The following is a 25511-nucleotide window of genomic DNA, read 5'->3' as shown; positions in this document are numbered from 1 at the left end:
TTCTCAGTACACCATTTAATTCAACTATTCTGCCGTTAGCCTAATAAAAAGAGCAGGATACCGAAGTACCTGCTCATTAATGAGTTTTATTCCACTATCGTTTTCGTAGGTTAAAGAAGCATCGATTTCTATTTTAAAACCAAAAAATGATAGCTAAATCAGTTCCTGCTTTCGCTTCAAATACCCATACAACACTATTCCAGATGCTGCACAGATCACAGCACATAAACCAATGAATCCATATCCCGCCTGAAGTCCACGCAGCAGTCCCAACTGAGTCGTTGAACCGTACATATTCTTCACGCCCTCAATCACCCAGCCAATCACATAGTTACCGATTACACTCCCGACACCCATCAGGGTAACTGTGAACGTAATCGCGGTGTCACTGCCGTTCGGATATCTGCGTGCGATAAATGCCATCACCGTTGGATAGATCATCGCAATACCTGCACCAGATACCGCAAAGAAGAATGCAAGACTCTCTCCGCCTGCAAGCGCCACAAACGTACATACTGCCGAGAAAGCCGAGAACAGAATCAGCGACAATACAAACCCGATCCGGTCCGTCAATGGTCCAAGCAGCAGGCGTCCCAGCGAGAACGTGAGGAAGAACGCAGATAATAACCCGGAGGCTTTGACCGTGTCCCACGTGTAGGCTTTTTCCAAGAAATTAACCAGCCAACCCCCAACCGCAAGCTCCGATACCACGCCAAAAGAAAGAATGAGCACCATCAGCCAAAGGGCAGGATCACGTGTTAACGTCTTCAGTGAAGTCCGATCTTCATGAGGAAGATCATCCCCCGGAAATTTGCTGCGCAGCGCCGCAATGATCGGCAGCAGACAGAGTGACAACATCACGAGATACATGCCGCGCCAGTCCAGTACGTGTCCGAACACGCTCAACGACATCACCCCTGTCGCCAGCAATGGCGCTACCGTTGAACTAAGCCCATAGAAGAAATGGGACAGGTTCATCATCGTACCTGTGTTTTTCACAAAGATCCGCGCACCCAGAATCGCCAAGGCAATCTCCAACATGCCGTTACCGATGTACATGAAGAAGTACGATGAAGCAAAGAGCGGATAGGTATGAGACACATAAATGAACACACCCGATAGGATCATCGATGCAAATGAAATGATGCTAACCGCCTTGATGCCCCATTTACGAACCAAAATAGCCGTGAAGGAGCAGGCGATCAGGTACCCCAGTGCATTCAGGGACAATAACGTCCCAAGCTGTTTCTCATCCAGATTGAAGTCGAATTGAATGCGCGGAATGGCCGGCCCCTTAATATTTTCCGATATGCCAAATACGATAAATCCGAGAAAGATCGTTGCCAGTTGCATGGCGTACAGCTTGTTGAACTTTCGTTTGTTGCCTTGCGTACCTGCTTGCTGATTCAAAATAAGTTCCTCCAGTGTGTTCAGGAAAATGATTGCACGTTATAACTACGATTGCAGTACCATCTTCCGACCGCTGTTATCCCTGTATTTTTTTGAATCTTGCCTAAAGGTGAAAACACAGTGATAAAGGCGTTCTTCAGATTGGTTCTGCCCTCTTCGTTATCGTGTCAATGATTTGTACATTTGAAATAGGATACATGGTTAAGCCTTACCACTGCTTCTCAACCACCTGAATGCGATAGGTCAGGCTCTCCAGCGTCACCGCGACCAGCCCCGTAACATATTCGCGCCGAGTGTCTCTTTGGATGATCAACTCCGGCATATGCTCCTGTGGGATCAGGTGATCCCGACAGCCTTGTAACAGGTCATTCCGCATAGCCAGGTCCATTGTATCGCCCGTAACGACAATCGCTGCCGGGTTGATAATCGCAATGATGGAGATCAGCGTCTTTGTGACGAGTTCCCGCAAACCCTCTGTCGTTTTCAACATTCGCAATTGCTCTTCCCGTGACACACCAAATGGTAAAAAGGACACCTCGCCCCCAAATTGCGTATTCCCGGTCAGCGGACGACCATCAATGATAAAACCTGCACCCGGAAAATGATTCTCCGGAAAAGTCACCACCGCAAAGTTCTTCTCTTCCTCAAATTGCTGCTGGTTATACAGTCCATAGACCGTGAGGTTCATGTCGTTGCCAATGACCACTTCCACGTCTTCATACTGTTCCTTAAGCCTTGGTCCAAGCGGCTGATACATCAGCTCTGGTACATCGCAAATTCCAATAACGCCGTTGTGCGCCACCCCAGGTATGCCGATCCCAATCGCCTGCACATTGTGGTGTTGTTCGATCAGGTTTGCAATCAGATCCTCTACCACCGTTACATTGATCTCATCCAAAATAAGTGTCTGTTCGTCCGCCATTTCCCCGTTCAGATTGGCATATGTATGTGTAATCGAGTGAATGCCGCCCTCTGTTCGAATAATCAGGCACAGTACGCTTGCGTAGTCCGCATTGAATTGATACCGACTCGCAGGTCTTCCCCCACTCGATTCATCCGGGCCCAGATCGATAATCTCACCCGTTTGGAGCAATTCGTTCAGGATCGTGCCGCATGTCGCTACGCTGAGTTTAGTCAGGTTCGCAATGGATGCCTTCGTGCCTACGCCCATGGATCTGAGTGTATTCTTCACCAGTTCAACGTTGATTCGTTTTACCTGCTGGGTGTTGTGTGATGTGGGTAACATGATAAGTTATATGCCTCCTTTCGTTCATTTCGAATCATTCAATGGATGTTTTTAAAAGTATTTTAATAATTGAAGTTTAGGGGGATTTACGGGGAAAGTCAATGCTTAATTGAGAGTGAAAAGCGTTTGGATGGGAAGGCAAAAGGACAGTGCAAGATCATCGGTTACGATCCTGCGCTGTCCTTTAGTTAAGGTGACTTTATGTAGACTGGCTCATTTGATTTGCCAAGATGCTCTTCTCCAGTCGGACTTTAAATAACTTTCGGTTTAGATCCTGTTCCATGGAATGCAGGTGATATGCTGCTTGTTTCACGGTATCCATCTCTAGCACACCTGCCTGCTTTGCGATGATGTCCATGGCGTCCAGGATGAGTTTGTTACATGTGACCAGTTGATCAACGTAATCGTCTTCCTGTTCTACGAGTTGTGCGTACTGCGAAGCAAGCTCTTCGCTGTGGGTACTTGTCATGTCATCACTCCTAAAATTGGTACGCATAAGAGTACCAGATATACAAAAAGTATATGGTACGCTCATGCGTAACGTCAAGACCATATGGAAATTTTAGGAGTGATTTAACATGGCAAAGAAAGTCGTCGTCAATATTCATAAACTCACGGAAAAACATAATATCTCGCTGCGCGAACTGGCTCGATTGTCTGATATCCGTCACGCTGCGTTAAGTGAGTTGCAGTCTGGGAAGCGAGAGAATATCAACTTTGCGCACATTGAGCGGATTGCAGAAGCGCTGGATATTGACGACATAACGGAGATTATTGAAATAAAAGAAGATTGATTTAAGCTCGACAACTCATATTTCTTCTCTTATTCTTTCTTGAGTCAACAAATCATACTGGAACTGAAGTTTTTCTATCAATTGGTTACGATCATGATCATTCATAGAGTTATTGCAGTCTCTCAATACGACTACCATACATCTATAAATTAAGTCTAGTGAAGAAGAAGAAATAACCCTCTCTTGTTCACTCTGAAACATTAATTCCGAAATACCTTGTATTAATAATTCTTTAGTCTGAAACTCTCTCACACCAAGTTTTCCAGATATATAATAAAATTCGGATTCACTGAGATTCGATTTATTTATAATTTCAATTAGGCATTCATATACTTTAGACAAACCCTTAATTTGATAAACATTATGTGGTCTAATATGAAAAAACTCTTGCAGGTCAGAAGCACGAACCGACAACTTGTCGTTACTCTCTGATTCATGCAAAAAACTTACATAGTCAGATATTAAAAATGAGTTTTTAAATTCATTCAAAGACTTTTGCTTTTTTAACACTTTTTTATTTTGATTCTCATGCCAATACATAACCTGAGGGATGAGTTCATTTATTAACCATTGATAAGTGAAAAACGGCCCCCAATGATGATTTGTTTTAAAACTTTCTAAGCTACTATTAATAAAATAATCATCAGTCCATACTAGCCATACTTCATCTTCATTATAAACAAAGTACTCAACTTGTTCTGATTGCGGAAATATAAAAACCCTAAAATCACCTGCTGTTTGATCATAAACTTTGAGAATAGATCCATGTGCATCAAATATATGCCAATCCGAGTTTCCGTTTTCATAATCAAACTTTCTGCTAAATTCACGAATCAGGTACCATAAATCTTTTTTTATTTTAAAAAGTCTTATATCGTTTTTCTTCTTATCACCGTTTATAAAAAAATCTCTTCGGAAAACTTCATAGAATTTTTTACATTCTTCCATGTACAGATCGTAAAAGTCATCAATTATTTCCAACATTTGTATAACTTCATCTTTTTCAAGAGGAAGACGAATATTAACCAGAGTAACATAATAGATATCGGGGTCTATTTCTTCGGAATATATTATAAAACTCCTAAGTTTATTATTGAGGTCAGTATGGGCACCTTCAAATAACTGTTCCATTATTTGTGAATGACTCAAAGTAATCATACAATCTCTTAGTCTTAAATTACTAAAAGTAATCATACAATTACCTTTCATATCAGGATATGTAGGTATTTGACCAGCTAGCCTGACATTAGAGAAACTTCTTTCAAAACTATAAAATCTTCCTCTTTTCTCAACCACTCTTTTTATATCAAAAGGCTTTTCCTTAGATAGCGCATTATATACATTCTCTAATTCTCTTTTATTATCAGAAATATTCAAGCGTGCAATTAATCTTGCAACATCTTTATCACTTTTGAATTCCTTAGATAGTTGATCAATTCGTTTCTTAACACCTTCAACTTTTTTAGATGTTTCATTAAAAATACAATGACCTAAAAAATTTGTTGGATACTGGTTTTTATTTTTAACTTGATTAACATTCGGAGAACAAGGAACAAGGTTATATAAACTGTTTACATTAAAATCTTCTGGCAGGCCGAGACAGGAAATTATATCTTGAAGGCTTTCTTTGCTTATAGATTCAGGAATAATATGATCTATATGCATGTCATTGAATCTGATTCTCATACCTTCGTAAAAGCAATTCCCTTCATATTCCAAATAAAGCGCAGCTCTTACTATGTCATTATTTTTAGAATATTTATTGTTCAATTATTTCACCCACTAATCCTATAATTAAAAACAAGTATTCCAATTATTGTGTGAGCCAATATCGATATAACTTATTTTATTAATTTGCATGTTCCAATGGGGCATTAATGTTTTTGTATATCTGAGATACAGATTCATTAAACACCTCAATTTCATTGGAGGAAGACCATTCACATATATTAAAACATAGTTTTGTTTTAACAAAATCATTTGTCTCATATGCCAAAAGGAGTGAATCTTCAATACTATTAAAGTCGACTAGCATTTTATTTGTACTTTTTATTAGCTTTTTCAAAAATATATAAAGAAGGTTAGACAAATCATGTCCATTAACTAAATGATTTTGGTCATATATTTCCTTTTTTACGTTTATTAAAGCAGACATAATTTCTTCAAAATCAAGTGTTTTACTAGACCTGCTTCTTGAGTAATCAATTACAGTCTCTACCATCTTATCTTCTCCTAGAAATGAGAAGTCAACCTCTGATACAAATTTCTTATACTTAAGCTGATTACCCTCAATTCTTTCAGGTTTAAAAGACAGGCCCAAATCATACATTTTATTTGCTAATTTCAAATAGCCTAATTCTACTCCCAATTCAAATAACTTCTCTCTAATTTCTTGAACATCGCTATATTTATCATTTGTATTTTTACCGAGAATATTCAAAACGGTTTGTAGTGCATTAGACTCAAACATCATTACTTCAATATCGTGAAAATCTGTGAGAAATAAATTTTCTGAATTATTTGGTATTTCTAATATCGTTGAAAAATCTGCATCAACAACCCCAAATGATTTCGTGTGGCCTCTAAAATCAAGAATATTCAGTACCTCTTTCACATTTTCGCATCCCCAAGCCACTTTAATTGCTACCTTTGAAGAGATAAATTTATTAAATAGTTTTAAATCTTTTTTTCCTTCAACTAATAAATAATGTCCTAAAAAGGTGCTATCCTGCATAATTGAGTTAGCTATTCTATCAGGCGTGATATACTCTATCATTTTACTCTACTCCCTTTAATTCTATGCTTAAATCCCAATTGTTGGATATTATATCTGGAGAATGAGTTGCAATTAATATATCTAACTTATTTAGTTTATGAATTTCGTATAAATCTGAAATAAACTTATTTTGCCAAGAAATGTGCAATGAAATTTCAGGCTCATCTATTAGAATTAATGAATTTGAATCCGTTTTAAAGATTAATTTGTAAAATAGTATCAATTCGTTTTTTTCACCTGAGGATAACTTTTCAATTGGGATTTCCTGAAAATCTCCTTCCTTCTTTATAACAGTAGATTTAAAAGAAAAACCATTTTCTTTATTAACATACATTCGTTTGTGTTTAAACCTTTCATTGATTATTTTTAATAAAAGCTCAATTTTAACAGATATCTCATCATAAATACTGAGCTTCTCAAAACTATCTTTTATGTATAACATTAAAACATCCTTAACAACTTCTTCAGGATTATCTATTTTGAGTAACGTTGAATCCTTTTCTGTTTCAGTTAGACCAACACGATCCATTAGTTTTCTTTTTTCTTCAAGTTGGTTTAATTTCTCATTTAACATTTCATCTGATATATTTTTTTTTCTTTCTCCCAGTTCTTTTATTAGTCTGTTTGGATATGTTCTATCGAGTTTTGAAGATAGTTCTGTCGATTTTGTTAAATTCCTTTTCATGAGTTCTAGTAATTCACCTGAATATTTTTTCACGGTTTCAATAGGTGCATTCTCGAAATGATCTATTTCTAATAATCTCTGTGTTTCAATTAAAGTTACATTTAACTCATTAAACCTAGTAGTAAACCATTCGGGTGCATTTTGCTCAAGTTGTGATTCAAAATTGTATCCAGTTGTCAAATGAGCGTAACGTTCGATCAACTCCTCAGCATTATAAATATAACCGGTCCTCCTATCTTCCCATCTTGTGTTTGCCAATCGTCTCATTCCTAACATAGAACCAAGGTTTCTAGCTTGCCTCACAAGATTTTGTGGATTGAAGTCCGAAGTTTGTATAAGAAAGGAACTTCTTGATTCTATAGCATTGGTGTTTACAGATATGTAATTCTCATTTGTTTCCTCATGAAACTCCTTTGTTATAGTCCACACTACATTATCAATAAATTCAAATAAAACTTTATCAAAGGTCACAGAATTAAAATAATAGAACTTACTATTAAAGAACGATTCCAAGATTTCAAGAATAACTGTTTTTCCCAATCCGTTTTCACCAATAATTATTGTAGTCCCACGTTCATTATTAATAGGAATTTCGTGATTAAAAACACCAAATAAATTCTCCACTGATATCTTATTTAACTTCATTATTTACTCCCCCTAATAATCAGCATTAAAATAAAATTAACGGAACACATTTGATTTGAACTTAAGACCTAATACAAAAGAACTATTTCCAATATATCACACAATTTGAAAAGAGTAATATACAACTTTTTTAATTTCATCAACCACTAAAAATTAGTTGGATAAATGACCCTGAGAAAACCACTTCTAGCGAAAACTTACTCCGCTTTTGAAAGCTGTTGTTCCGTTAAATTTCTTTCTTATGAAAAAGGAGATTGATTTCTCACCTCAGATACACAAAGTTAGCAATACTTAGAATTCACTATAGTGGCTTATCGGTGGCTTGTTATAAGTAATTGACATGGTGACCCGAACCAATGCGAAGATCCTCGGTGTTGACGATGTTACAGGGACGGTAGATATCGGAAAATATGCCGATCTGATTATCATGGAGCAAAATCCGCTGGAACATATCGAGGCCTTGTCAGACATCTCTATGGTCATGGTCAAAGGAAATCTAATTCAAACACCATCTGTCACAATAATCAAAGAGGTGGATGAAGTGCTTGATTCTGTGTGGTGAGAGCTATTGGGGCCAACACGCTCATCATTGCCTTTACGCCCTCATTCAACAAAAACATGACCACCCGTTAGATGAGTGGTCATGTTCCTCTTACAATGTTCCAGCTTTTTTCTTGATTCGTATCAATGAACTGCGTGTTATTCTAGCATCGTGGTACACAGCGAAGGCTTCGCTGAAATAGTTCAAGTAATCGGACTCGTGGGATTTGGGGGACAAAATAATCATTTTGCGCGCCAATTCGTCACGGTATAGTTCAAATACTTTGGCTTTCCTGCTCTCGTCCAAGGCACTGTCGAACTCATCCAGCATAATGTAGCCCGGATTCGCGTCAATGGTTTTCATGAGTGCCAGTGCAAACAGCAACGAACCTAGCGATTCCTCGCCACCGGATACCCCTTTACCCACCTTGCCGCTTCGGCCTTTCATGCTGATCTCTTCCAGTGTACCCCGGTGCCCTTGCTTGCGGGCTTTAATATGCAGGAAATACTTGACGTTCCCCTGCTTCTGCTCCTGCATATCCCAGCTGACTTCTCCATCGAAGGAGAACTTGTCCATATAATGTACAAAGCGCTGATGAATTCGCCTTACTTCATAATGAATGGTATTCATCAGCTTTTCTTCCAGATCCTCCAGACTCTCTTCGAGCTGCTGCAAAAGCGAACGCGCCTCCAGCACCTCCTGTGCTCCACGGTCATATTCCTGCTTCACTTTCTCATAATTTTCAAGTGCATTCTCATCTACCATCTCTCTGCAAGCGAGCTGCAATTGCGTTAAAGCCATTTCCTTCTCATGTCGCGCTTCTGCTTCATTCCATTGCATCTTGACTGGAAAGTCCGGCTGCTCTTCTGTAATAGCTGCCAATACGGCGGGAAGCTGCTCTGCCCAATTGAGATAAAATTGTTGTTCGGCTGCATAAGCTTGCTCCGCCACACCACAGCGCTCGCTAACCTGTTGCTTCTCCAGCTTCAGATCATCCAGAACCCGATTGGTTGATGTGATAAATTGCGCTTTTTCCCTTAGTCTTCGAGCCGTTGATTCCAGCGTACGCTCCAACTGATCGCTCTCCGCCAGTTTGTCCTCCAACTCGCGCTCTAGCTGTTTAAGGTGTGACTTGCCACTTTCAAGTTCATGTCCCAATTGCCGGAGACGTTCCAGTTCCACATTCTGATCACGGGCTTCGTGATAAATGGTCATGTATTCTTGCAGCGTCTGAAGCTTTAACCGCAGCATCACAATAGGCTGACTTAATGCCTCTTGCTCCAGTTGGAGCTGATCTCGCTTCTCTTTCCATCGTTGGAGTTCATTAATTGTACGTTCCCACTCCTGCTTGACCCAATCTCTTCGAGCCACATCCGCGATCACACCCTCGGCTGTCCGAATCTGATGCAGTATGGATCGAATCGACTTCAAGCGCTCTTCGCATGTATCATATTGCTGATGGACACCCTCCAGACGCTGCTCCAGCTTGAGCAATTCTTCGTCCGTTTGTCTGATTCGGAGTGCAACGCCGCGCGGATTCAGCAGCCACTGCTCTTTTTCCTGCGGTCCCCGGCGGCCCCATGCATCCAGAAGCTGTCCGTCCTGCAAACCTGGCTTCTGGTCCTTCACTTGCGAATGCAGAGTATGAATCCACCACAGGGCTTTCTGCGCAGCCGCATATCGTATATCATCCAGTCCCTGCTTAACCCTCAGACCCTGCTCATCCAACACATCGAGCGCTTTTTCGGGTACAACACTTGGCAATTCGACGTGATACAGATCAGTTGGCGCTCGGAATCCTCTACCATTCACAAACAACGTATATTTGATCGGCTCCAGCCTTTTTTCCAGTTCCAGCGGCGAATGTTCATCCATCTCAAGCAAATCCCTCAACGTATACACCGTGAGTCCCCGTTCTTCCAAACTCCGAATCGATGTATCTTGTCTAATGCTTCTGACCTCATCCCGAGTTAATGCTTGTCTCTCCTTGCGGAGCAATTGCAGCATATCTTCAAGCTTGCGCCGCCCGTCCTGTAATTCAATGCGTTTCTTCTCTAGTTGCTGCGCTTCCAGCTCCAGACGGCTGCTTGAGCCATACTGCGCAACCATCGCTTCTGCTTCTGTTAAATTTATCTCATGTTGCCTGAGTTCATAATCAAGCTTGGCCGAAACCTTCGTTAGCGCATCCCACTTTTCGTCTGCATGAATATGCGCCTGTTTCGTTTCTATAAGCTCTTGCTCCAGCCGATCCAGTTCTTCTTGATGGGTCTGCAGTCGTTCTCTTACCTCTGCCTCTGCATAGGGTACATTCTGAATGCGCTCTTGCAGCTCCTGTAGCTGATCCGCTAACTTTCGGTGCTCCAGCACCCGTGCATCATGTTCTTCGTTAAGGTGATTTACCTGGATCTCCAACTCATCCAGTACACGATCCATGACCTCTTTTTCCTGAGTGCGTTGCTTCATTTCCTCGTCATAACGTTTATGGTCACTCTCCAGCTTCATCCATTTATCTATTTCCTCACCGTGACGATCCTCGATCTCTTCCAGCTTGTCCTTCAGCCTGAGATATTCCTGTTCATATTTCTCACGGAGTGTAGCAGAGGCCGTTAACGTAAGCCGCAGACCAAGTAAACGCCGTTCATTACGACTGAGTAAACGATCCTTCTCCTGCTGCCAATTGCCCAGATTCAGCTTATGTTGATGCTGGTTGCTTTCTGCCGTTTGTAACGCTTGCTGTGCTTCTTTTTGCTCCTCTTTTACACTCTCCCAATGCTTCTGCATCCGATCAATACCCGTCATCTCGCTAAATATACGGAACCGTTCCTCCGGGCGCATCACGGCGAACTGATTCACATCCTGCTGGTACCAGATCAGATAAAACGTATCCGGGTCCACTTTGTACTTATGCTGCAACTGATGCCGATACTCGTGAAGATGGTTGGTGCTGTCCCCTGCCACATAACGACTCTCTTTATGCCAGCTCCATGCTTCCTCGCCTTCGCATATCCAAAACTCTTTCTTCACGGGATCTCCTGGTTTTTGCTCCATATTAAGCCGAAAGCCAACATAATCGGCAGCTTCCACTTGATGATTGCCCTTATTCTCAAACACCAGTTCAATCGTTGCTCTCCAGACCTGATCAGGGGGCAAGTTACGGGAACGTAAGCCATCAACTAGCACCTTTTGAGAAGCCAGCACAGCGCCCATGCAGAAGCTGATTGTCGATTTACCCGATCCATTCGGTCCTCCAATCAGAACATGATCTTGACGATCACCCAGTTCAAGCTGGGTATCCACAAAATCCCGAATGCCGCTAAAACGAATAGCCCAAGGTGTCATAAGTCTGCACCTGCCGTCAGGTTGTAACGTTTGAAGAACTTCAACACATCGTCCATATGAAGCTGCTGAGAATGACTGAATTCGGCAAACCGTTTCAAATACGAATCCGAGAACAGACGACTTCCAATCGTTGTCAGCGCGTAAGCTTCCTCGTTGGAGGGATTCTCATATTTCACAACTGCCCCGAGTTTCATCAGCGCATCCAGGTTCATCAGAATTTTACGCCGCACGTCCAGCGATTCATGCCCGAAGGCCTCAAGCAGCTGTGTAAATAACGTATATTCATTCTGTAAAACCTCCTGATGATAAAAAATGAACATGAGCAGCGCAAGGCTTTCAGATGAAAGTAAATCTCTGGCCTGTCTGGCCGGGACATGAATCAGGGCCACGATCCGGTCTCTGCGTTCATCATAGACGACCTGAAAGTAGCGGCTGATGGATTGATTTACCCTTTTCAAAAAAGAAACGAGTCCCTGCTCATCCTCCTGCTTTAACTTCAAAATCTTCATCACCTCACGCTTGGACAATCCAAAACTGTCACTTCGCACGGATGCGGAAGAAGAAAACATAATCTGCACAAACGCATATTCCTCATCCGGGCTCAGTACCGCGGTCAGTCGTTCCATCGCCCCAAGGGGAAGCTGACTGTGTGTCTCCTCCAGTTCGCCGAACGGCATATTTACCCCTTCCTTTCTCTACAATCTCCCATTCTTTGTCCTGAATTGTTCCTTCCGTTGAACTTTCAGGCTGTAGTTCTGTACCCTCGTCAATCGATGCTTTCTGAGCACCAGTAAGTGCCGCAACAGCCAGCAACGCATTGACTGCATCAGACCAGTGCTGCGATCCCGCCTCCAGCAATAGCTCCTGTAATCCCAATCGTTCTTTCTCCTCCAATACACGCTCCACTTCATCCGTTCGAATGTTCGTCTTGGTCATATGCCATTCTACTTCCTGCAAACGAGCTTCCAGCTCCTCTTCCGTCCATTCCTCTGCCTGAATATACTGCGGCTCAGCGTATTCCTGTACGGGCTCCGTAGAAGGAACATAATTCTCCAGATAGTGCACGGTATCGGCCAGTTGACGGTTGGAGATGGGAGACGCAAACTGAACCGGGACCCACATGCCATCCAGTCTCTCACCGGGAATACGATCCTGCTCCAGAAAGCTCAAAATCTCATGACCACTCGGCAATTCCGAATCCGAACGCTTGAGAAACGATTGAATAATAAATTGACGAATCGCTTGTGGAGATATCTCCTGTCCCACCTCCGTCTGCTGCAAGTGTGAGAATTTCAGAAACTTGTTCAACGTGCCCATCGATACTTGAGTCCCCTCGAACATAACTTCCGTCCCCCGCTTCAAAATTGGGGCAAAGGCAAAGCCTTCTTCAAATGTAGAAAACCGCTCCAGACGTTCATCCATCCGGGCATTTAATTCCTGCATAAGCTCCACAATAATCTGAATCTGTGGTAGCGCATGTCGATCAGCGAGAAATTCCAGTTGGCGTTCTTTCAATTTGTCTACAGCATCTTCCACATTACGAATCATACTCGCAAGCCGATTACCTCCTGAGATACCTTTATCGTCATAAGCCTCACTCAGGTCCGCATCTCGCTTGGCCTGAAACAAGGAACGGGCAATTTCATCCTGCATGTAATACGCGAGCGAATCATTGGCAAGCCGGATGAGCATGTCCATCATGCGTTTTCCCGCATCCATCATCGTCAAGCGTTTCTTGCCGCGAATGATCCAGTTATATTTTTGCAACACATGCAGCAGACGCTCCATCGGAATATTCGGCTCAGTTCCATAACGATTCCGAAAGCGATAAAACAAAGCCTCCTGATCCTCCAATGGCTCGTCCAGTCCAAGGGCTTCACGCTGAATCAGATTCAACATTTTAAGAACCTCTAGCACCTTCAGCGGCTCCTCGAAATATTCACGCAGTTCGGTTAATACACCCGCCAGCTTGACGATATCCCTTAATGCTTCCTTTTGAAGATGGTCCGGGGTATCAGCGCCCAGAATCGAGATCATACTGCCAACCAACTCATCCAACGCTCCATACCTCCCATCTCGGCTTCCTGTTCTCCAGCGTGCCCGAGAGCAAGCCTTTTCTCCATTTCGATCTCAAAAGACGCCCAGCGGTGAGCTTCACCTTGAAATTGCTCCCTTTGATTGGCGGACGGAATCGGAAGAATCCATTTTGTACTTAAAGCTGTGTGAGACTGCAACAGGGATTGCACATTTTTGGAGATAACGAACCCCGCATCATCGACGTCACACCAGACCACCACTTGCTCCAGGTGATTGGAATGTGTCAGCACATCAGCAATAAACTTGCGGTGTCCGCCTCGTAGTTGACCATCTATGCCCAGCACCAAACTGTCTGAACGCATCAAAAAATCAGGCTCTGCTACCATTCGTGTAACAACCGCACGATTCTCCACGATCCAGAGAACACGACATGTCGTATAGAAATGAGTGCTAAATACCGTCAGATCCGTCGTCGCATGCAGGAAACCCTGTGGATACTGAAATCCACCCGTTCCGCTTAATTGACCTGCAAAATAGACAGGTGTAATCACACCTTGACTGGACAATCCGATGACATGCAACGGAAATCCGAGATTTTGCTCGAATTGCTCCAGGAAAGAGAGCTTGTGTATATCAAAACGTTTGGAGCCACCGATCGTACGATAATGTCGTGCCCCAATCTCTTTCCAGTCAAAAGAGGTCTTGACGGATACAATCTCCGCAACAGCTATAACGAACTCGACATACAGTAAAAGTTTCTTATGCGTCCAGGCTAAACGATCCATCTCTAAAGAGTCAGCTATATCGTTCATGCCAGATGTGTGCTTCAATTCTACAATGAACATCTCCACAAAACGCCAGAAGGCTTGGCGGTACTCAACTATTTGACTCGTTTTCGCTGAAACTTCCGGGGAAATGTCAGGGGCCTCTTTTACAGCATTCAGCACAGTCGTTAAAGCACTGCACCAATCCTCAACTAACTCCTGGCTTTTTTCTTCTTCTTGCACCTTTTTCAATTCCAGCAGTTGGTATAGCCTGTGACCCATCCTGTATTCACTTCGTTTTTCCGTCTTTCCATCAGGTTCATATCGAACAATTCGTAAAATAAAACCTCGGTGCAACAACGCTTGTATATCTGATTCCAGTAATCCGCTTCGCTTCAAATCCGTGTCTGTTTTTCGAACACCCGTGCTGTAAAATAAATAGATTGCCCTCTCTTCTATGTCGCTAAAAGCATTTAGGCTCTGATCTTCCTCGTCCTCCATCATCATCGCGGTAATTCTAGCAACTCTTTTCCTGATTCTAGCGGACACCTGATAGACATCCAATGCATATATTATGCCAGCGTCTGTGACTGGATTCTCTTCAAGCTCCAGACCTTTCTTCAAGTAATGTTTATATATAAACTCTTTCATCTCGGGATTCATGATCTATGCTCATCCTTCATCATTAATATCTTGTATTGTTAATATAACACTGGTATAACTACATGCAAATAAAGTCCGCTAAACACGAAAGCTCGAACGCTTCTTTACGAATTTGACCAACAAACACGTAAACATCATGGTGACCCGCACAAATTGTGAAGATTCTAGGGACGACATCGTTACGGGCCCCGTGATATTAGCAAACAGGCTTATGCATGTAATGACCGAGCAAATAGAGGCTAGGTCCTTTCATTTTCAGTTGAATATAAAAAAAGGCTATTCCCAGACGTCATACGAATGACAGGGAATAGCCTTTTGGAGCTTATATTATTCTAAAGAATTTAGATTGGCTGCATGTACTTCTCGATTCGTGACACTTTCGTTTTGGATTGGTTCGGTTGTGAGACACAACGCCAATCCAATATCTGCTGTCCTGATTTGGTTTCATTGATACATTCCATTCTCTTCTCTCGTTTACCTTTCCAGATTCGATTTCAATCGATTTAATTGCAAAAAATGATGTCTGTAGTGCATCTCTATCAACAAAAACCACTCTTGAGCGTTTAGAGCTCCAAGAGCTGGATGAAGTATTTTGTTGTTTACCGATGCTTGGTGTAAAACGGATGCCGTGCTTCTCATCCGGTCCACTACCTCGTGAAGCCCATCGATCAAGGACTCCATGCTCTCGGGTGGTTGCGGGGTGTACTCCGGGGAAGCAGGAACTTTAACAGGAACGGGAGGAAATTGTCCTAATTCAAACACTTGCCTACCCAGTTCTGTTTTTTCCTCCTAGTTTAACGTCGAACTCTTGCTGCTCAAACACTGCTCAATATTATGCAGATGCATGAAAAGCGCTGATTGAATCAAATGTACATACATCTGTCCAATGGACCATTCCTCTTCACTCTTTTTTTTATGTAAGCTACCCATATCCAATTTTTTCAGTTCTGCCAAATATCGTTCTACTGTCGTTTCAAATGATTTCAATACTTCCGTTGTACTTATCATCCTTCAACCAACTCCTCTTGATCTGTGATATACCAAAGTATAAAAAAAACACTACTGACAGGTGTATGTCAGTAGTGCTTCAAGATATTTTTGGCTACTTCCTGCATTCGGAAGCGTAAAGACTCCGGCTCCAAAACCTCGATATCTCCACCCCAGCCGAGTAAATAATGCAATATTTCCTCTGGATAGCGGACCCGAAAATGAAAAATGACACCTTCCTCTTGTTCCTCAAATGCATCTATATAAAAATGAAGGGCCTCCATAATTTTGTCAGTAATTTCAGGTTTAGCCCGAATTAATACTGTTCGTTACGGTCATCAGGAGGTCGATAACTGTTTAGATCAAAATCCGTCGGCAAAAGGAAATGTTCCTCCAACTCTGAAAGTTTAGTCATGCGTGACAAACGAAAATGACGAATGTCTTGTCGCAGATCACAACGTGCAATTAACACCCAATTCTCCTGAACAAGTGAGAGTCCATAAGGTGAAACCTCACGGATATTATACCGATTGCATCCGTTCCTGGCATTTTTTTCAGGTACATAAAGCTGATTTTACGTTGCTCCAAAATAGCATTACGTATCTGGTTAAGATATGTTTTCACTCTCGCTCTGATTAAAGGTTCGACCGTATGAAGCAGTCGCATCGTTTCCCGAACACGCGTGGATTCGTTACGAACGGATTCAGGTAAAATCGCTTCAATTTTTCGTTGAGCCGACTTAGCCTCCATTGCGAAGTCCGTATCCAATCTCTGTTCAATAAAATCAGCTCCCATAAGCAGGGATACCGCTTCTTCTGCTGTGAAGCTTACCGGGGGGCAGAAAATATCCTTCCATGAGGGAATACCCATGACCCGGAGCTCCCATAATCGGAACACCAGCCTCACTTAATGCCTGAATATCTCGATATATCGTACGTACACTTGTCTCCAATTGAGCAGCTAAATCTTCTGCTCTTAACATTTTTCTCCGCTGCAATTCAAGCGTAATCGCAAGCTGCCGCTCCGTTTTGTTCATGTTCCAAGCCCCCACCGTTTCATCATCCAAACTTAACTCATTCTATCACAGTAACTTGTCCTATCGTTTCGTGAATTACAGCAATAGAACATCTTACATGCCACCCCCGAAGATGAGCAAGTCTTAATCCCAAAAAAACTGATACCCTATAAGGATATCAGTTTTTTTTATCTACTTTATATCTGCTTTATATACGGTTAATTCTCTTCGTTACTTCTTACACGTGAATCGCCAACAGCAGCTTATAGATCATTGCCGCAGCTTCCGCACGGGTCGTCATATTTCCCGCACGAACCGTATTATCCGTATATCCGTTCACAATTTTGGCCTGAACGGCTGTATTCAGTGCTTCTTGTGCCCAAGCCGGCGTTTGCGTCGCATCAGTGAAGCTTGATTTTACAGTATCTCCACTCGCTCCCGACTGTGCATCTGCACTTAACTTCAATGCATTCGCCATCATCACAGCCATCTCGGCACGAGTGATCGTCTGATTAGGCTTGAATGTATTATCACCATAGCCCTTCACGATTCCGGCTTGCACAGCTGCGGCGATGTCACTCATCGCCCAGTCTGGCAGACTGCCTTGGTCCGCAAACGTCGTATCCGACTGCATGGACTTCAAGGCCAGTGCCTTACTGATCAACGCAACAAACTCTGCCCGTGTAATCTTCTTGGATGGTTGGAATGTACCATCTGTGTAACCTTGAATTACGTCCATTCCAATCAAGCGATCTGCATAGTCGGATGCCCAGTGACCGTTCAGATCGGACAGATTGGCTGGTACGTAACTGGACACCACGAAGGTACCCAGATGATTCACATTCGTCGTCACCGTTCCTGCTGCGTCTGTCTTCCCGCCGACGAATACCCAGCTCTGACGAGCTTCATTATAATAGTAGATTGCTGGCTGTGTTCCTTGAGGCAGCTTGGAAGCGTCATATTGCAAGCTAAGTGCTGCCTGCTCACTCAATGTCCGTCCGCCAGTGCGGCTGATTTGTACCGCTTGACTCAGTACGTTCAGTGAAGCTGCATTCTGCAATTGGTCCTTGGTCACGACAGATAGTTGCAACGTATCTTTTTGCCCAATGGCTCCAGCCGGCGCGTTGAATTGCACGACGTCTTTGAGACCCGTTTGTACAGGCTGATTCGCTCCTACTTCTACTTTCACTTCAGTAGTTGATTCTGAGCCCGCATCCGGGTTAGTTGGTGTGGTTGGAACGGTAGGCGTTGTTGGCACACTTGGTGTGCTTCCTCCAGAATTCCCACCAGAGCTGCCTCCATTACCTCCACCTGAACCCCCGCCATCATTGCCTGAGCGGGCTTGTACGGTAACCGTACGTTTGACTTCCTGTGCAGCATTGCCGGCAATATCTTTCACGTTATAACGAAGGGTGTAGATCCCCGCTGCTTGTGTGTTCACTGTGCCGTCAATCTGCACGGAACCACTGATGCCCACATTATCGGCAGCCTGTGCTCCGGGCTCGTTATACGTATCTCCCACGGTTAATGTCATCTGGCTGCTGCCTTGCAGGGTGATGACAGGGATTTCGCGGTCTATTTTGACCACCAATGGTAAAGTGTACGTTTCGTTCAGATCGTCTGTCGCTCTGAATAACAGCTTATGCTCTCCAGCCTCGGTGATCTCCAAAGGTGTATTCTCCGTATACGGCTCATACGTCTGACCTCCATCAAGAGACAGCTCGATCGTCGCCGAAGTGGCAGGCGCGTATACTTCGCTGGTTACACTAACCGTTACAGACTGGTTCGTCCATGTATCCGTATGATACGGCTGGCCGTCAGCAGTGGTCATGTTGCTTTTTAACACCAATACCTGATTATTGGTTCCTTCCACAATGACTGTGAACGTTCTGGTATCCGTTTCGCTGCCACGTTGTACCGTTGCCGTCAATTCCAATCGCTCATTATTCTCAGGCTGTGTAAGAAGTTTGCCCTGTTCATCCATCAATTCCGGGTTGGAGCTGGACCAGCTAATCGTGGCTCCATGTTTTCCTTCCACAGGAAGGGTAAGGTCGGAAGTGACCGCGTTCAGATCGCCCAGATCAATCGCTTGAAGCGTATCCGTTACCGCCTGTGCATCACTGTAAGGTGTGGCACTCATGAAGATCGGATTGGAGTAGAACCACAGATCGCCATAGTTCTTATCATTGATCTCATTGAAGCGAGTCGTAGCACCAGCTGTTGTAATTTTCGGATCAAGCTGTGGTTCACCATTTACGGTTTCACCTGTAACATTCATACCCAGATTCGTACCGCGCAGACGGAAATACTTATCCTGATCTGTGGCTTTGATCTTGTATGTGATGACATTGTAGCCTTCAGCGTCTGTCGTCCAATCGTTGGATGTGAAGGTAGCCAGCACTTGGGTGGAGTCGTTGGTGTCTTTGTTATATGCGGCTGTGCCCTTCTCAGCCTTGCCCGTTACATCTCCCGCGATGAGATCGACATGATCTACCACCGGTACTTGTCCAGCAGACATGCCGCTGTTGATTGGTTTTTCATAATTGTTGCTCGTGGTTGGACTCTTGAAACGGATTTTCAGTTCGACTTCGTCACCTTGGGTCACACCCAGGTCTCCGCCCATTTCAGCCTGAGTACCCGCGCCGGAAGCCGTGAAGTCCAGAGCGTTGATCAGATCACCGAATACGGAAAATGATTTCCCAGAACGAAGTCCTTCCAGCACGGCTTGCATACCTGTACCCTCAACCCACGAATAAGTCTTGGCATATTCGCCCGGAAAATAACCGCTGGAATTCGTGTCAATCGTCTTGAAATGGTAATCCGAATTGCCATAGTTCCAGAAGTGGCGCCCTTCTCCCAGCAATGCGTCCCACAGTCCGCCCACCTTGGCGACCATGTAGTCCACACCGCCGTATGTACGGTATTTATATCCATCATCTGCTGTTGGATTTGCAACGTTGTATGTTGTGTTATACCCACCGCGGTCCGGTTCCATCTGATTGCCCAGCATACCTTCGATACCAAAAACCACTTGTGGAGCCAGATCGTTGAATTCACGGAAGTCCGCGATGGTATATTTGTTTTTGCCCCGTGAAGGGTGGTTGATCATCGCATAACTCGTCGTTGGATACTTGGTTGCCAGCCAATTGATAGCAGTCAGGGCATCCTGATGAGTCGTATAGGCACGCCCCCCCGTCAGATCCCAATTCACGACATCAGCCGTATTGAACAGGTTCGCTGCGCGATTCGTAAAACGATATTCAAACTCGTTCGCAGCTTCCAGCGCTTCGGTCGAATTCGGCTCATCCGTGAGAATACCCACCCCCACGTGTTCATGTGTCGGCATGTCCCATTCGAAACCGGAGAAGATTGTTTTGCCTGCGTATTTGCCTGCATCCTGAAGTGCTTTGATCTGTGGCACCTGGTACTCATTCATCCCTTGAGACATCGGAATCGATCCGCCTGGAATGTCTACTCCATTGTGATCACGCTTGGATAACCGCAAATGATCCGTAAGCGCGATCCAGTCCAGACCATACTTCGTCAGTCCCGCGTCGAGTACATTTTCCAGCGAATTCTGAGCATCATCGGACTCAAATGTATGTACGTGCAAGTCTCCCGTTTGCCATGACCCTGCTGCCGAGCTGTTGGTTGGTGTGTTATCTCCCGCATCCGCATAAGTTACCGCAGCAGGGAAAGCTCCCATTACAAGGCCCGTAGCCAGTGGTATAAGCGTAAGCATAGCAAGCATTTTCTTTCCTTTGTTATTGAACAAGATCATCCCACCACCGTTCTGAGTTGTTGTGTCGGAAGTAAATATAAGAGACTTTGAGGGCAGGGTCAACACAATGAAAGCGCCTATTAAAAATTTGACATATCTCTGCATGACTTTACATTTTGTTAACGATTTCTTTTGCTGTGTTTATGAAAATTATGCTCACTCTCACTCCATATTGAGGTGTGGAAATGTGCTATTGAGACGTTGCAAGAGGGTGAAACAAAATTCGAATTTTGTTCACCATTCAGGGAATTTCCACCACTGTTAGTGGTCTATTAGGAATGTGGCTAATGCTTCATCATAATTACCTTCTTCATAGAGCTCTTCCCCTTGTTCAAAAAAAGTCATTTTTCGCATCTCCTTTTTATAATATTGACCCCAACAAATAAGTTGTTGAGGTCAATAATACAAAGGTCAAATTAATAATTAATTATCGATACATGTCCAAATAACTTGGCTGTATTCGCTATACTTTGCCTCCTTTCTATGAAAAGAAGCAAAAACTCCACAAGTTTCCTCTGCAGATAGTTTGCCGCTAGATTTCTGTTGTTCTCCCCATCTTTTAATCTGCTTATCAGCTAGAGTTGATAGTTCCTCGACCTTGCCCTTAAACCTTTGTCAACTAACCTGCTCGCGTTAGCCTAATGAAACAGATAAATATTCTAATCGACATTGGTACCACGTTCCTAACCTTTTCAATGAAACTAAGTTTCTTGCATTAAGTCGGAAAATCAACCACCCTTCGCAGATTTGATTAACTTTACGTCAGCTAATCTCTACGGAAATTTCCTGCAGGTCCCTTGAATGCGGTCTAACTCTTCGGGTAAGCAACCTTGTGAAAAGCATTGATATAACGAAACAGTGCTTCACCATCATCAGGTACATGCGTGCTTCTATCCAGTGGCAGCTTCATTGCCTGATACGGCTCTGGCACCATTCTATATTGATGGACATAGGAGGTCAGGATGAACCCGTTGCGTTGCCAGAACTGAATGCGTTCCTGATGAGCCTCCGTTGTCCCGGACTCCGCCTCGATAATCATACCTTTGATCCCGTGTTCCCTTAACGCCCAGTCTCTGAGCTGCTCCAGCATCCAGGTCCCTATGCCCAACCAGCGCAGCTTCTGTTCAACCGCGAGGTAATCGATGATCAGGATGCGGTCCGCAGCCTTCCCCTCCAGTCCAGTAACAGCCATCGCAACCACTTCTCCATGATGCACGCCCGTGTGTAAATAACCAATCCCCCGGTCCAGCATACTGCGCAGAATCGCTTTTGTCTTAGCGCCGCTTTGAAAAGCCTCATGATAAATCCGCTCCATCCGCGCCCACAATACTTCATCCCACTCCTCTATAGTAGTAAACTCTAATTCCAGCATCTCATTCGCCTCCAGATTTTTATCATAACAAATCCCGCCTCTGCTAATAACACTGTTAAACGTTTGTAAAATGAAAAGAATAAATTTCCAACTAATTATTTTATATATATCCACGTTCCATAAAGATATATCTTTATGGATATGTAAGATAAAAAACTGAAGTGACCCTCCGTTATTCCAATGTATTCTATTCTTTCACATGGTGACCCATCCAACTGATGCAGCTTTAAATCCAGTTCGTGTGCCTTAGCCCTAAAGCTTTATTCAGATTTATCGTGATCACCCTTTCTCTTGCCTGACGATAGGCACTCTACTGTCTCGTTCTTTTATAAATGAGTCAAAGAAAAAGCAGCGTACAAGCGGTGTACACTGCTTTTTACTCGCTTTATCAGCTTACACCGAATTCAAGACATGTAAGAGATATTCCTTCCGATTTAATGGATTATGATCGTATCTTGTACATGATGGCACATCACCATCGAAGGACTGATAGCCATAAAATTCGGATAGCAATACACCTTCACCTTGGGTCCAACCCGGAAGTTGGTTCTTGAATGACTGAATATTCTTAATCGGGATCATGCCATATATCATAAATACCTGGTCATTCTGAATCGGATCCTGATAGGTTGAAGAGGCTTGAGTTAGTTTAAATAAAATCCTACTTAGATAATTAGCAGGAACCTCTAATTCGAACCGATGAATGGGTTCATAAATTTGAGTAGTTGCTTCAGCTAGTGCTCTCATTAACACAAGAGGCGTTAATTTTCGAAAATCACTAGCTGTACTAACTGCACTTGCATAGGCGGTATCAGTAAGTGTTACGATTAGATCGCGAACTTCCCAACCATATAGTCCTTGCTTAAGCGTCTCATAGACGGTTTCTTCAATTGCCTTATGAAACGATAAAGGTAGGGAGCCTAGCTCTACTTCTAGATGATATTCAATACCGGTTGAACGAGGATTCGGATCAATCCGAAAGCCTACAGTACTATAAAATGGGTTTCCCTTGTCTCCCATTCTCTCAACTGCCTCCCCTGTAAAGATAGGCTTTTCAATATAAATAGGCTGTGTCGCAAGAAATTCGATATCGATTTGAGCGTCTTTTTTCAGTTGATCCCGAATCACTTCTTTTTGAATTTCACCATAAAGATGAATAGATAGCTCCCTTTGAAGAGAATTCTGTTTGATATGAATAAACGGATCCTGTTCGGCTAATTTTTTCAATGCTCTGAATAAATGAATGGTCTCATTTTCGTCAGAGGCTTTGATCGTTGTTACTAAACTAGGCGGCGAGAATAGAGTTTCAGTCGTTTCATTGGAAGGAACACCGATGTCATCGCCAACCTGGCACTCTGTTAACCCCATAATCTTTACGATATCTCCACTTACAGCAATGATTCCATCTGTTGTTTTTCCAGAGAAGAAGTGTTTCAACCCCGTGACCTTGTTGGTAAATTTGATAATTTCTCCTGTTTGATTCATCCGATAATAGGAAAGACTCTCACGTATCTTGATTTCACCAGAGAAAACTCGTACGTAAGCGATCTTTTCGTCGTTTTTTCCACGTTCAATTTTAAAAACTTTCCCTCTTGTAAAAGAAGTATTTTCATAATGAACGGAAGAATGGCAATTTTGTATGGCTGTAATCAAATGGGGAATGCCCTCACCAGTAATTGCTGAACCAAATAGCACCGGATAAAGCTGTGCTTGCTTGAACTGTTCTAGAAACTCCGATTCAAAGTCAACGGGAGCTAAGTCTTTAGCGCTGTAAAGATATCGTTCGAGAAAGCGTTCATTATTATCAGCTAAACGATTTGCTAGGCCCTCCATAAATTTCTGATTGTTTTCCGTGAACAATTCCATATGCGCGGCTGATGTGCCGATATTATAAACAAAACCTATTGCTAAAGCATGGGGTGTCAATTTATCATGGATCTCAGTTAGTAACGATTCGTACCTAGCACCCACCCGATCAATTTTATTGATAAAAAAGATTGTAGGGATTTTCAATTTAGCAAGTGTCTTCATCAAAACTCGTGTCTGAGTTTGAACACCTTCGACAGATGAAATGACAAGGATGACTCCATCTAATACTCGTAAAGCCCTCTCAACTTCAGAGATGAATTCGGGGTGACCTGGTGTATCAATCAAATTCACTTTCACATTATTAACCGTAAAGGAAACGACAGCAGATTGAATGGTAATTCCTCGTTGTCGTTCCATTTCCATAGAATCTGTTTGCGTATTTCCTTTATCAACACTGCCGATTTCAGATATGATACCAGTTTCAAAAAGTAATCTTTCAGTTAAACTCGTCTTTCCTGCGTCTACATGCGCAAGAATCCCTATATTTATATTTTTCAATCGTTATCATCCTTTTTATTTTCATATTATTCTCCTTTTGTATAGTCATAGTATTTTTTCGCATACTATTCACGCTCCTTATATGTAATACTCTTATTATACTTTTTATGAATTTTATTACAAACCTTCAACATCAGATGACAATGAATAAAACAAAAAAACGCTATAATAGCGACTTTAATGGGTATATGTTCTTGTCTCTCGACAGTACAGCACTGATTCGTCGTGTTCGGTACAAAATCGGTACAAAAAATGAAAATTTCGAATGAAATTCTGCAAAAGTTTTCAGACATAATTATTAAGTACTTTTATGGAGATTCATCCTCATAGAAATCATTCAAGTATTTGTAATAATTGATCAAATCCTCGTTTCACCCTTGGGAATGCTGTACAAGGACTCTAATGCTTTTTTATCTTCTCCAGCTTGGTCATACATATGATACATAGAAAGGTGATACATCATCTGGAGATCCTGACTTGGTGTTTGGAGCTTATCAATGAACTCCGTTATAAGTGTGTATTGTCCTGTGGCTAAATAGCCGTTTACCTCATCCCAAATTGTCTCGCTCTCGATCGCTGCTGTCAGAGAATCACTCGTACTAAAAGCGTATGTATATCCAATCATTTTTCCAAGGGTACTAAACCTTCTCCATTATTAGAGATCCACTCACTTTCTATCATACCGTTCTTGACTTGAACTTTTGCCTGAATCGGAGGGATAGTCTTGAATGTTGATACCTGTAGAGATTCCAGCTAGTTCGCAAGTATAGTTTGCATAATAAGAAAGGATAATGATTTTGCTTATTGAGCAAGTCATTTCAGTTTCAGCTTGCCCTAAGAGAAAAATCCTACTACTTAGTTGTATACATCACCCGGTTCTATCCCCTGTTCATTGGGGCAAATCAGTTATGTCCACTCCCTGTTAACCTCTCCATTGTGTCCGTTGTCTCATACAATTTGAACATTTTCATGTATTATGGTACTTAATTAGGTTTTAAGTGCATGTGATCGACGTTTAAATATATATCTAATCGGTAATAGGAACATGTTCTTGTCCATTCCGGCAATCGGTACAAGTTCTTGTCCTTG

General features: G+C 42.8%; 15 protein-coding genes and 2 pseudogenes. 2 read left to right on the top strand and 15 right to left on the bottom strand.

Annotated elements, in window-relative coordinates:
* Positions 1 to 153: 153 nt before the first annotated feature.
* From ACFTRD_RS14150 to ACFTRD_RS14140, 3 genes are all read right to left on the bottom strand, one after another.
* Positions 154 to 1353, bottom strand: a complete 1200-nt coding sequence (locus ACFTRD_RS14150; RefSeq protein ID WP_379381360.1) for an MFS transporter — start codon at positions 1351 to 1353, stop codon at positions 154 to 156.
* A gap of 265 nt (positions 1354 to 1618) precedes the next feature.
* The gene (locus ACFTRD_RS14145) at positions 1619 to 2656 is read right to left on the bottom strand and encodes an ROK family protein (RefSeq protein ID WP_379380769.1); all 1038 of its coding nucleotides are present in this window, start codon (positions 2654 to 2656) and stop codon (positions 1619 to 1621) included.
* Between the two features lie 199 nt (positions 2657 to 2855).
* The gene (locus ACFTRD_RS14140; protein WP_379380767.1) at positions 2856 to 3125 is read right to left on the bottom strand and encodes a hypothetical protein; all 270 of its coding nucleotides are present in this window, start codon (positions 3123 to 3125) and stop codon (positions 2856 to 2858) included.
* Between the two features lie 109 nt (positions 3126 to 3234).
* On the opposite strand from ACFTRD_RS14140, the gene ACFTRD_RS14135 reads away from it, so the two are divergent.
* On the top strand, positions 3235 to 3450 hold the full coding sequence (locus ACFTRD_RS14135; protein WP_379380765.1) for a helix-turn-helix domain-containing protein: 216 nt from the start codon (positions 3235 to 3237) through the stop codon (positions 3448 to 3450).
* A 15-nt stretch (positions 3451 to 3465) separates the two neighbouring features.
* Here ACFTRD_RS14135 and ACFTRD_RS14130 read toward each other — a convergent pair whose 3' ends face one another.
* From ACFTRD_RS14130 to ACFTRD_RS14120, 3 genes are all read right to left on the bottom strand, one after another.
* Complete coding sequence (locus tag ACFTRD_RS14130) at positions 3466 to 5220, bottom strand: hypothetical protein (RefSeq protein ID WP_379380763.1); 1755 nt, start codon at positions 5218 to 5220, stop codon at positions 3466 to 3468.
* Between the two features lie 79 nt (positions 5221 to 5299).
* Positions 5300 to 6226, bottom strand: a complete 927-nt coding sequence (locus ACFTRD_RS14125) for a hypothetical protein (RefSeq protein ID WP_379380761.1) — start codon at positions 6224 to 6226, stop codon at positions 5300 to 5302.
* 1 nt (position 6227) lies between these two features.
* Positions 6228 to 7556 (bottom strand): AAA family ATPase, encoded by a 1329-nt coding sequence (locus ACFTRD_RS14120; protein WP_379380759.1) that lies wholly within the window; start codon positions 7554 to 7556, stop codon positions 6228 to 6230.
* A 340-nt stretch (positions 7557 to 7896) separates the two neighbouring features.
* Here ACFTRD_RS14120 and ACFTRD_RS14115 point away from each other — a divergent pair, with 340 nt between their 5' ends.
* Positions 7897 to 8118: an amidohydrolase family protein gene (locus ACFTRD_RS14115; RefSeq protein ID WP_379380757.1), complete on the top strand. Its 222-nt coding sequence runs from the start codon at positions 7897 to 7899 to the stop codon at positions 8116 to 8118.
* A gap of 90 nt (positions 8119 to 8208) precedes the next feature.
* Here the strand turns inward: ACFTRD_RS14115 and ACFTRD_RS14110 are convergent, their stop codons facing one another.
* The 9 genes and pseudogenes from ACFTRD_RS14110 to ACFTRD_RS14070 all read right to left on the bottom strand — a co-directional run bounded on the left by ACFTRD_RS14110 (position 8209) and on the right by ACFTRD_RS14070 (position 24422).
* Entirely contained in the window at positions 8209 to 11436 is a 3228-nt protein-coding gene (locus ACFTRD_RS14110) for an AAA family ATPase (RefSeq protein ID WP_379380755.1), read from the bottom strand.
* On the bottom strand, positions 11433 to 12113 hold the full coding sequence (locus ACFTRD_RS14105; RefSeq protein ID WP_379380753.1) for a hypothetical protein: 681 nt from the start codon (positions 12111 to 12113) through the stop codon (positions 11433 to 11435). The genes ACFTRD_RS14110 and ACFTRD_RS14105 overlap by 4 nt, the downstream gene beginning before the upstream one ends.
* A complete protein-coding gene (locus tag ACFTRD_RS14100; protein WP_379380751.1) occupies positions 12028 to 13494 on the bottom strand; it encodes a hypothetical protein in 1467 nt (488 codons plus the stop codon). Before ACFTRD_RS14100 ends, ACFTRD_RS14105 begins: the two co-directional genes overlap by 86 nt.
* A complete protein-coding gene (locus ACFTRD_RS14095) occupies positions 13470 to 14900 on the bottom strand; it encodes a hypothetical protein (protein WP_379380749.1) in 1431 nt (476 codons plus the stop codon). Before ACFTRD_RS14095 ends, ACFTRD_RS14100 begins: the two co-directional genes overlap by 25 nt.
* Positions 14901 to 15374: 474 nt before the next feature.
* Positions 15375 to 15908, bottom strand: a pseudogene (locus ACFTRD_RS14090) (DinB family protein).
* Positions 15909 to 15976: 68 nt separating this feature from the next.
* Positions 15977 to 16923 (bottom strand): annotated as a pseudogene (locus tag ACFTRD_RS14085) (helix-turn-helix transcriptional regulator).
* Between the two features lie 217 nt (positions 16924 to 17140).
* Positions 17141 to 20677 carry an S-layer homology domain-containing protein gene (locus ACFTRD_RS14080; protein WP_379380747.1) on the bottom strand — a complete coding sequence of 1179 codons (3537 nt, stop codon included), beginning with the start codon at positions 20675 to 20677 and terminating at the stop codon, positions 17141 to 17143.
* Positions 20678 to 21491: 814 nt separating this feature from the next.
* Positions 21492 to 22055, bottom strand: coding sequence for a GNAT family N-acetyltransferase (locus ACFTRD_RS14075; RefSeq protein ID WP_379380745.1), 564 nt, complete (start codon positions 22053 to 22055; stop codon positions 21492 to 21494).
* Positions 22056 to 22448: 393 nt separating this feature from the next.
* Positions 22449 to 24422, bottom strand: a complete 1974-nt coding sequence (locus tag ACFTRD_RS14070) for a GTP-binding protein (RefSeq protein WP_379380743.1) — start codon at positions 24420 to 24422, stop codon at positions 22449 to 22451.
* Positions 24423 to 25511: the final 1089 nt, after the last annotated feature.

Origin of the sequence: Paenibacillus sp. NPDC056933 (assembly GCF_042674385.1) — a bacterium.
Lineage (GTDB): Bacteria > Bacillota > Bacilli > Paenibacillales > Paenibacillaceae > Paenibacillus.
The sequence above is the reverse complement of the archived record's forward strand: the minus strand, read 5'-3'. Positions and strand labels throughout refer to the sequence as shown.

What these genes read in the sequence shown, in the direction of transcription:
- ACFTRD_RS14110 (WP_379380755.1), bottom strand. Translation starts at nt 11,436, where the DNA reads ATGACACCTTGGGCTATTCGTTTTAGCGGCATTCGGGATTTTGTGGAT.
- ACFTRD_RS14120 (WP_379380759.1), bottom strand. Translation starts at nt 7,556, where the DNA reads ATGAAGTTAAATAAGATATCAGTGGAGAATTTATTTGGTGTTTTTAAT.
- ACFTRD_RS14125 (WP_379380761.1), bottom strand. Translation starts at nt 6,226, where the DNA reads ATGATAGAGTATATCACGCCTGATAGAATAGCTAACTCAATTATGCAG.
- ACFTRD_RS14150 (WP_379381360.1), bottom strand. Translation starts at nt 1,353, where the DNA reads ATGCAACTGGCAACGATCTTTCTCGGATTTATCGTATTTGGCATATCG.
- ACFTRD_RS14075 (WP_379380745.1), bottom strand. Translation starts at nt 22,055, where the DNA reads ATGCTGGAATTAGAGTTTACTACTATAGAGGAGTGGGATGAAGTATTG.
- ACFTRD_RS14115 (WP_379380757.1), top strand. Translation starts at nt 7,897, where the DNA reads ATGGTGACCCGAACCAATGCGAAGATCCTCGGTGTTGACGATGTTACA.
- ACFTRD_RS14135 (WP_379380765.1), top strand. Translation starts at nt 3,235, where the DNA reads ATGGCAAAGAAAGTCGTCGTCAATATTCATAAACTCACGGAAAAACAT.
- ACFTRD_RS14145 (WP_379380769.1), bottom strand. Translation starts at nt 2,656, where the DNA reads ATGTTACCCACATCACACAACACCCAGCAGGTAAAACGAATCAACGTT.
- ACFTRD_RS14140 (WP_379380767.1), bottom strand. Translation starts at nt 3,125, where the DNA reads ATGACAAGTACCCACAGCGAAGAGCTTGCTTCGCAGTACGCACAACTC.
- ACFTRD_RS14105 (WP_379380753.1), bottom strand. Translation starts at nt 12,113, where the DNA reads ATGCCGTTCGGCGAACTGGAGGAGACACACAGTCAGCTTCCCCTTGGG.
- ACFTRD_RS14095 (WP_379380749.1), bottom strand. Translation starts at nt 14,900, where the DNA reads ATGAATCCCGAGATGAAAGAGTTTATATATAAACATTACTTGAAGAAA.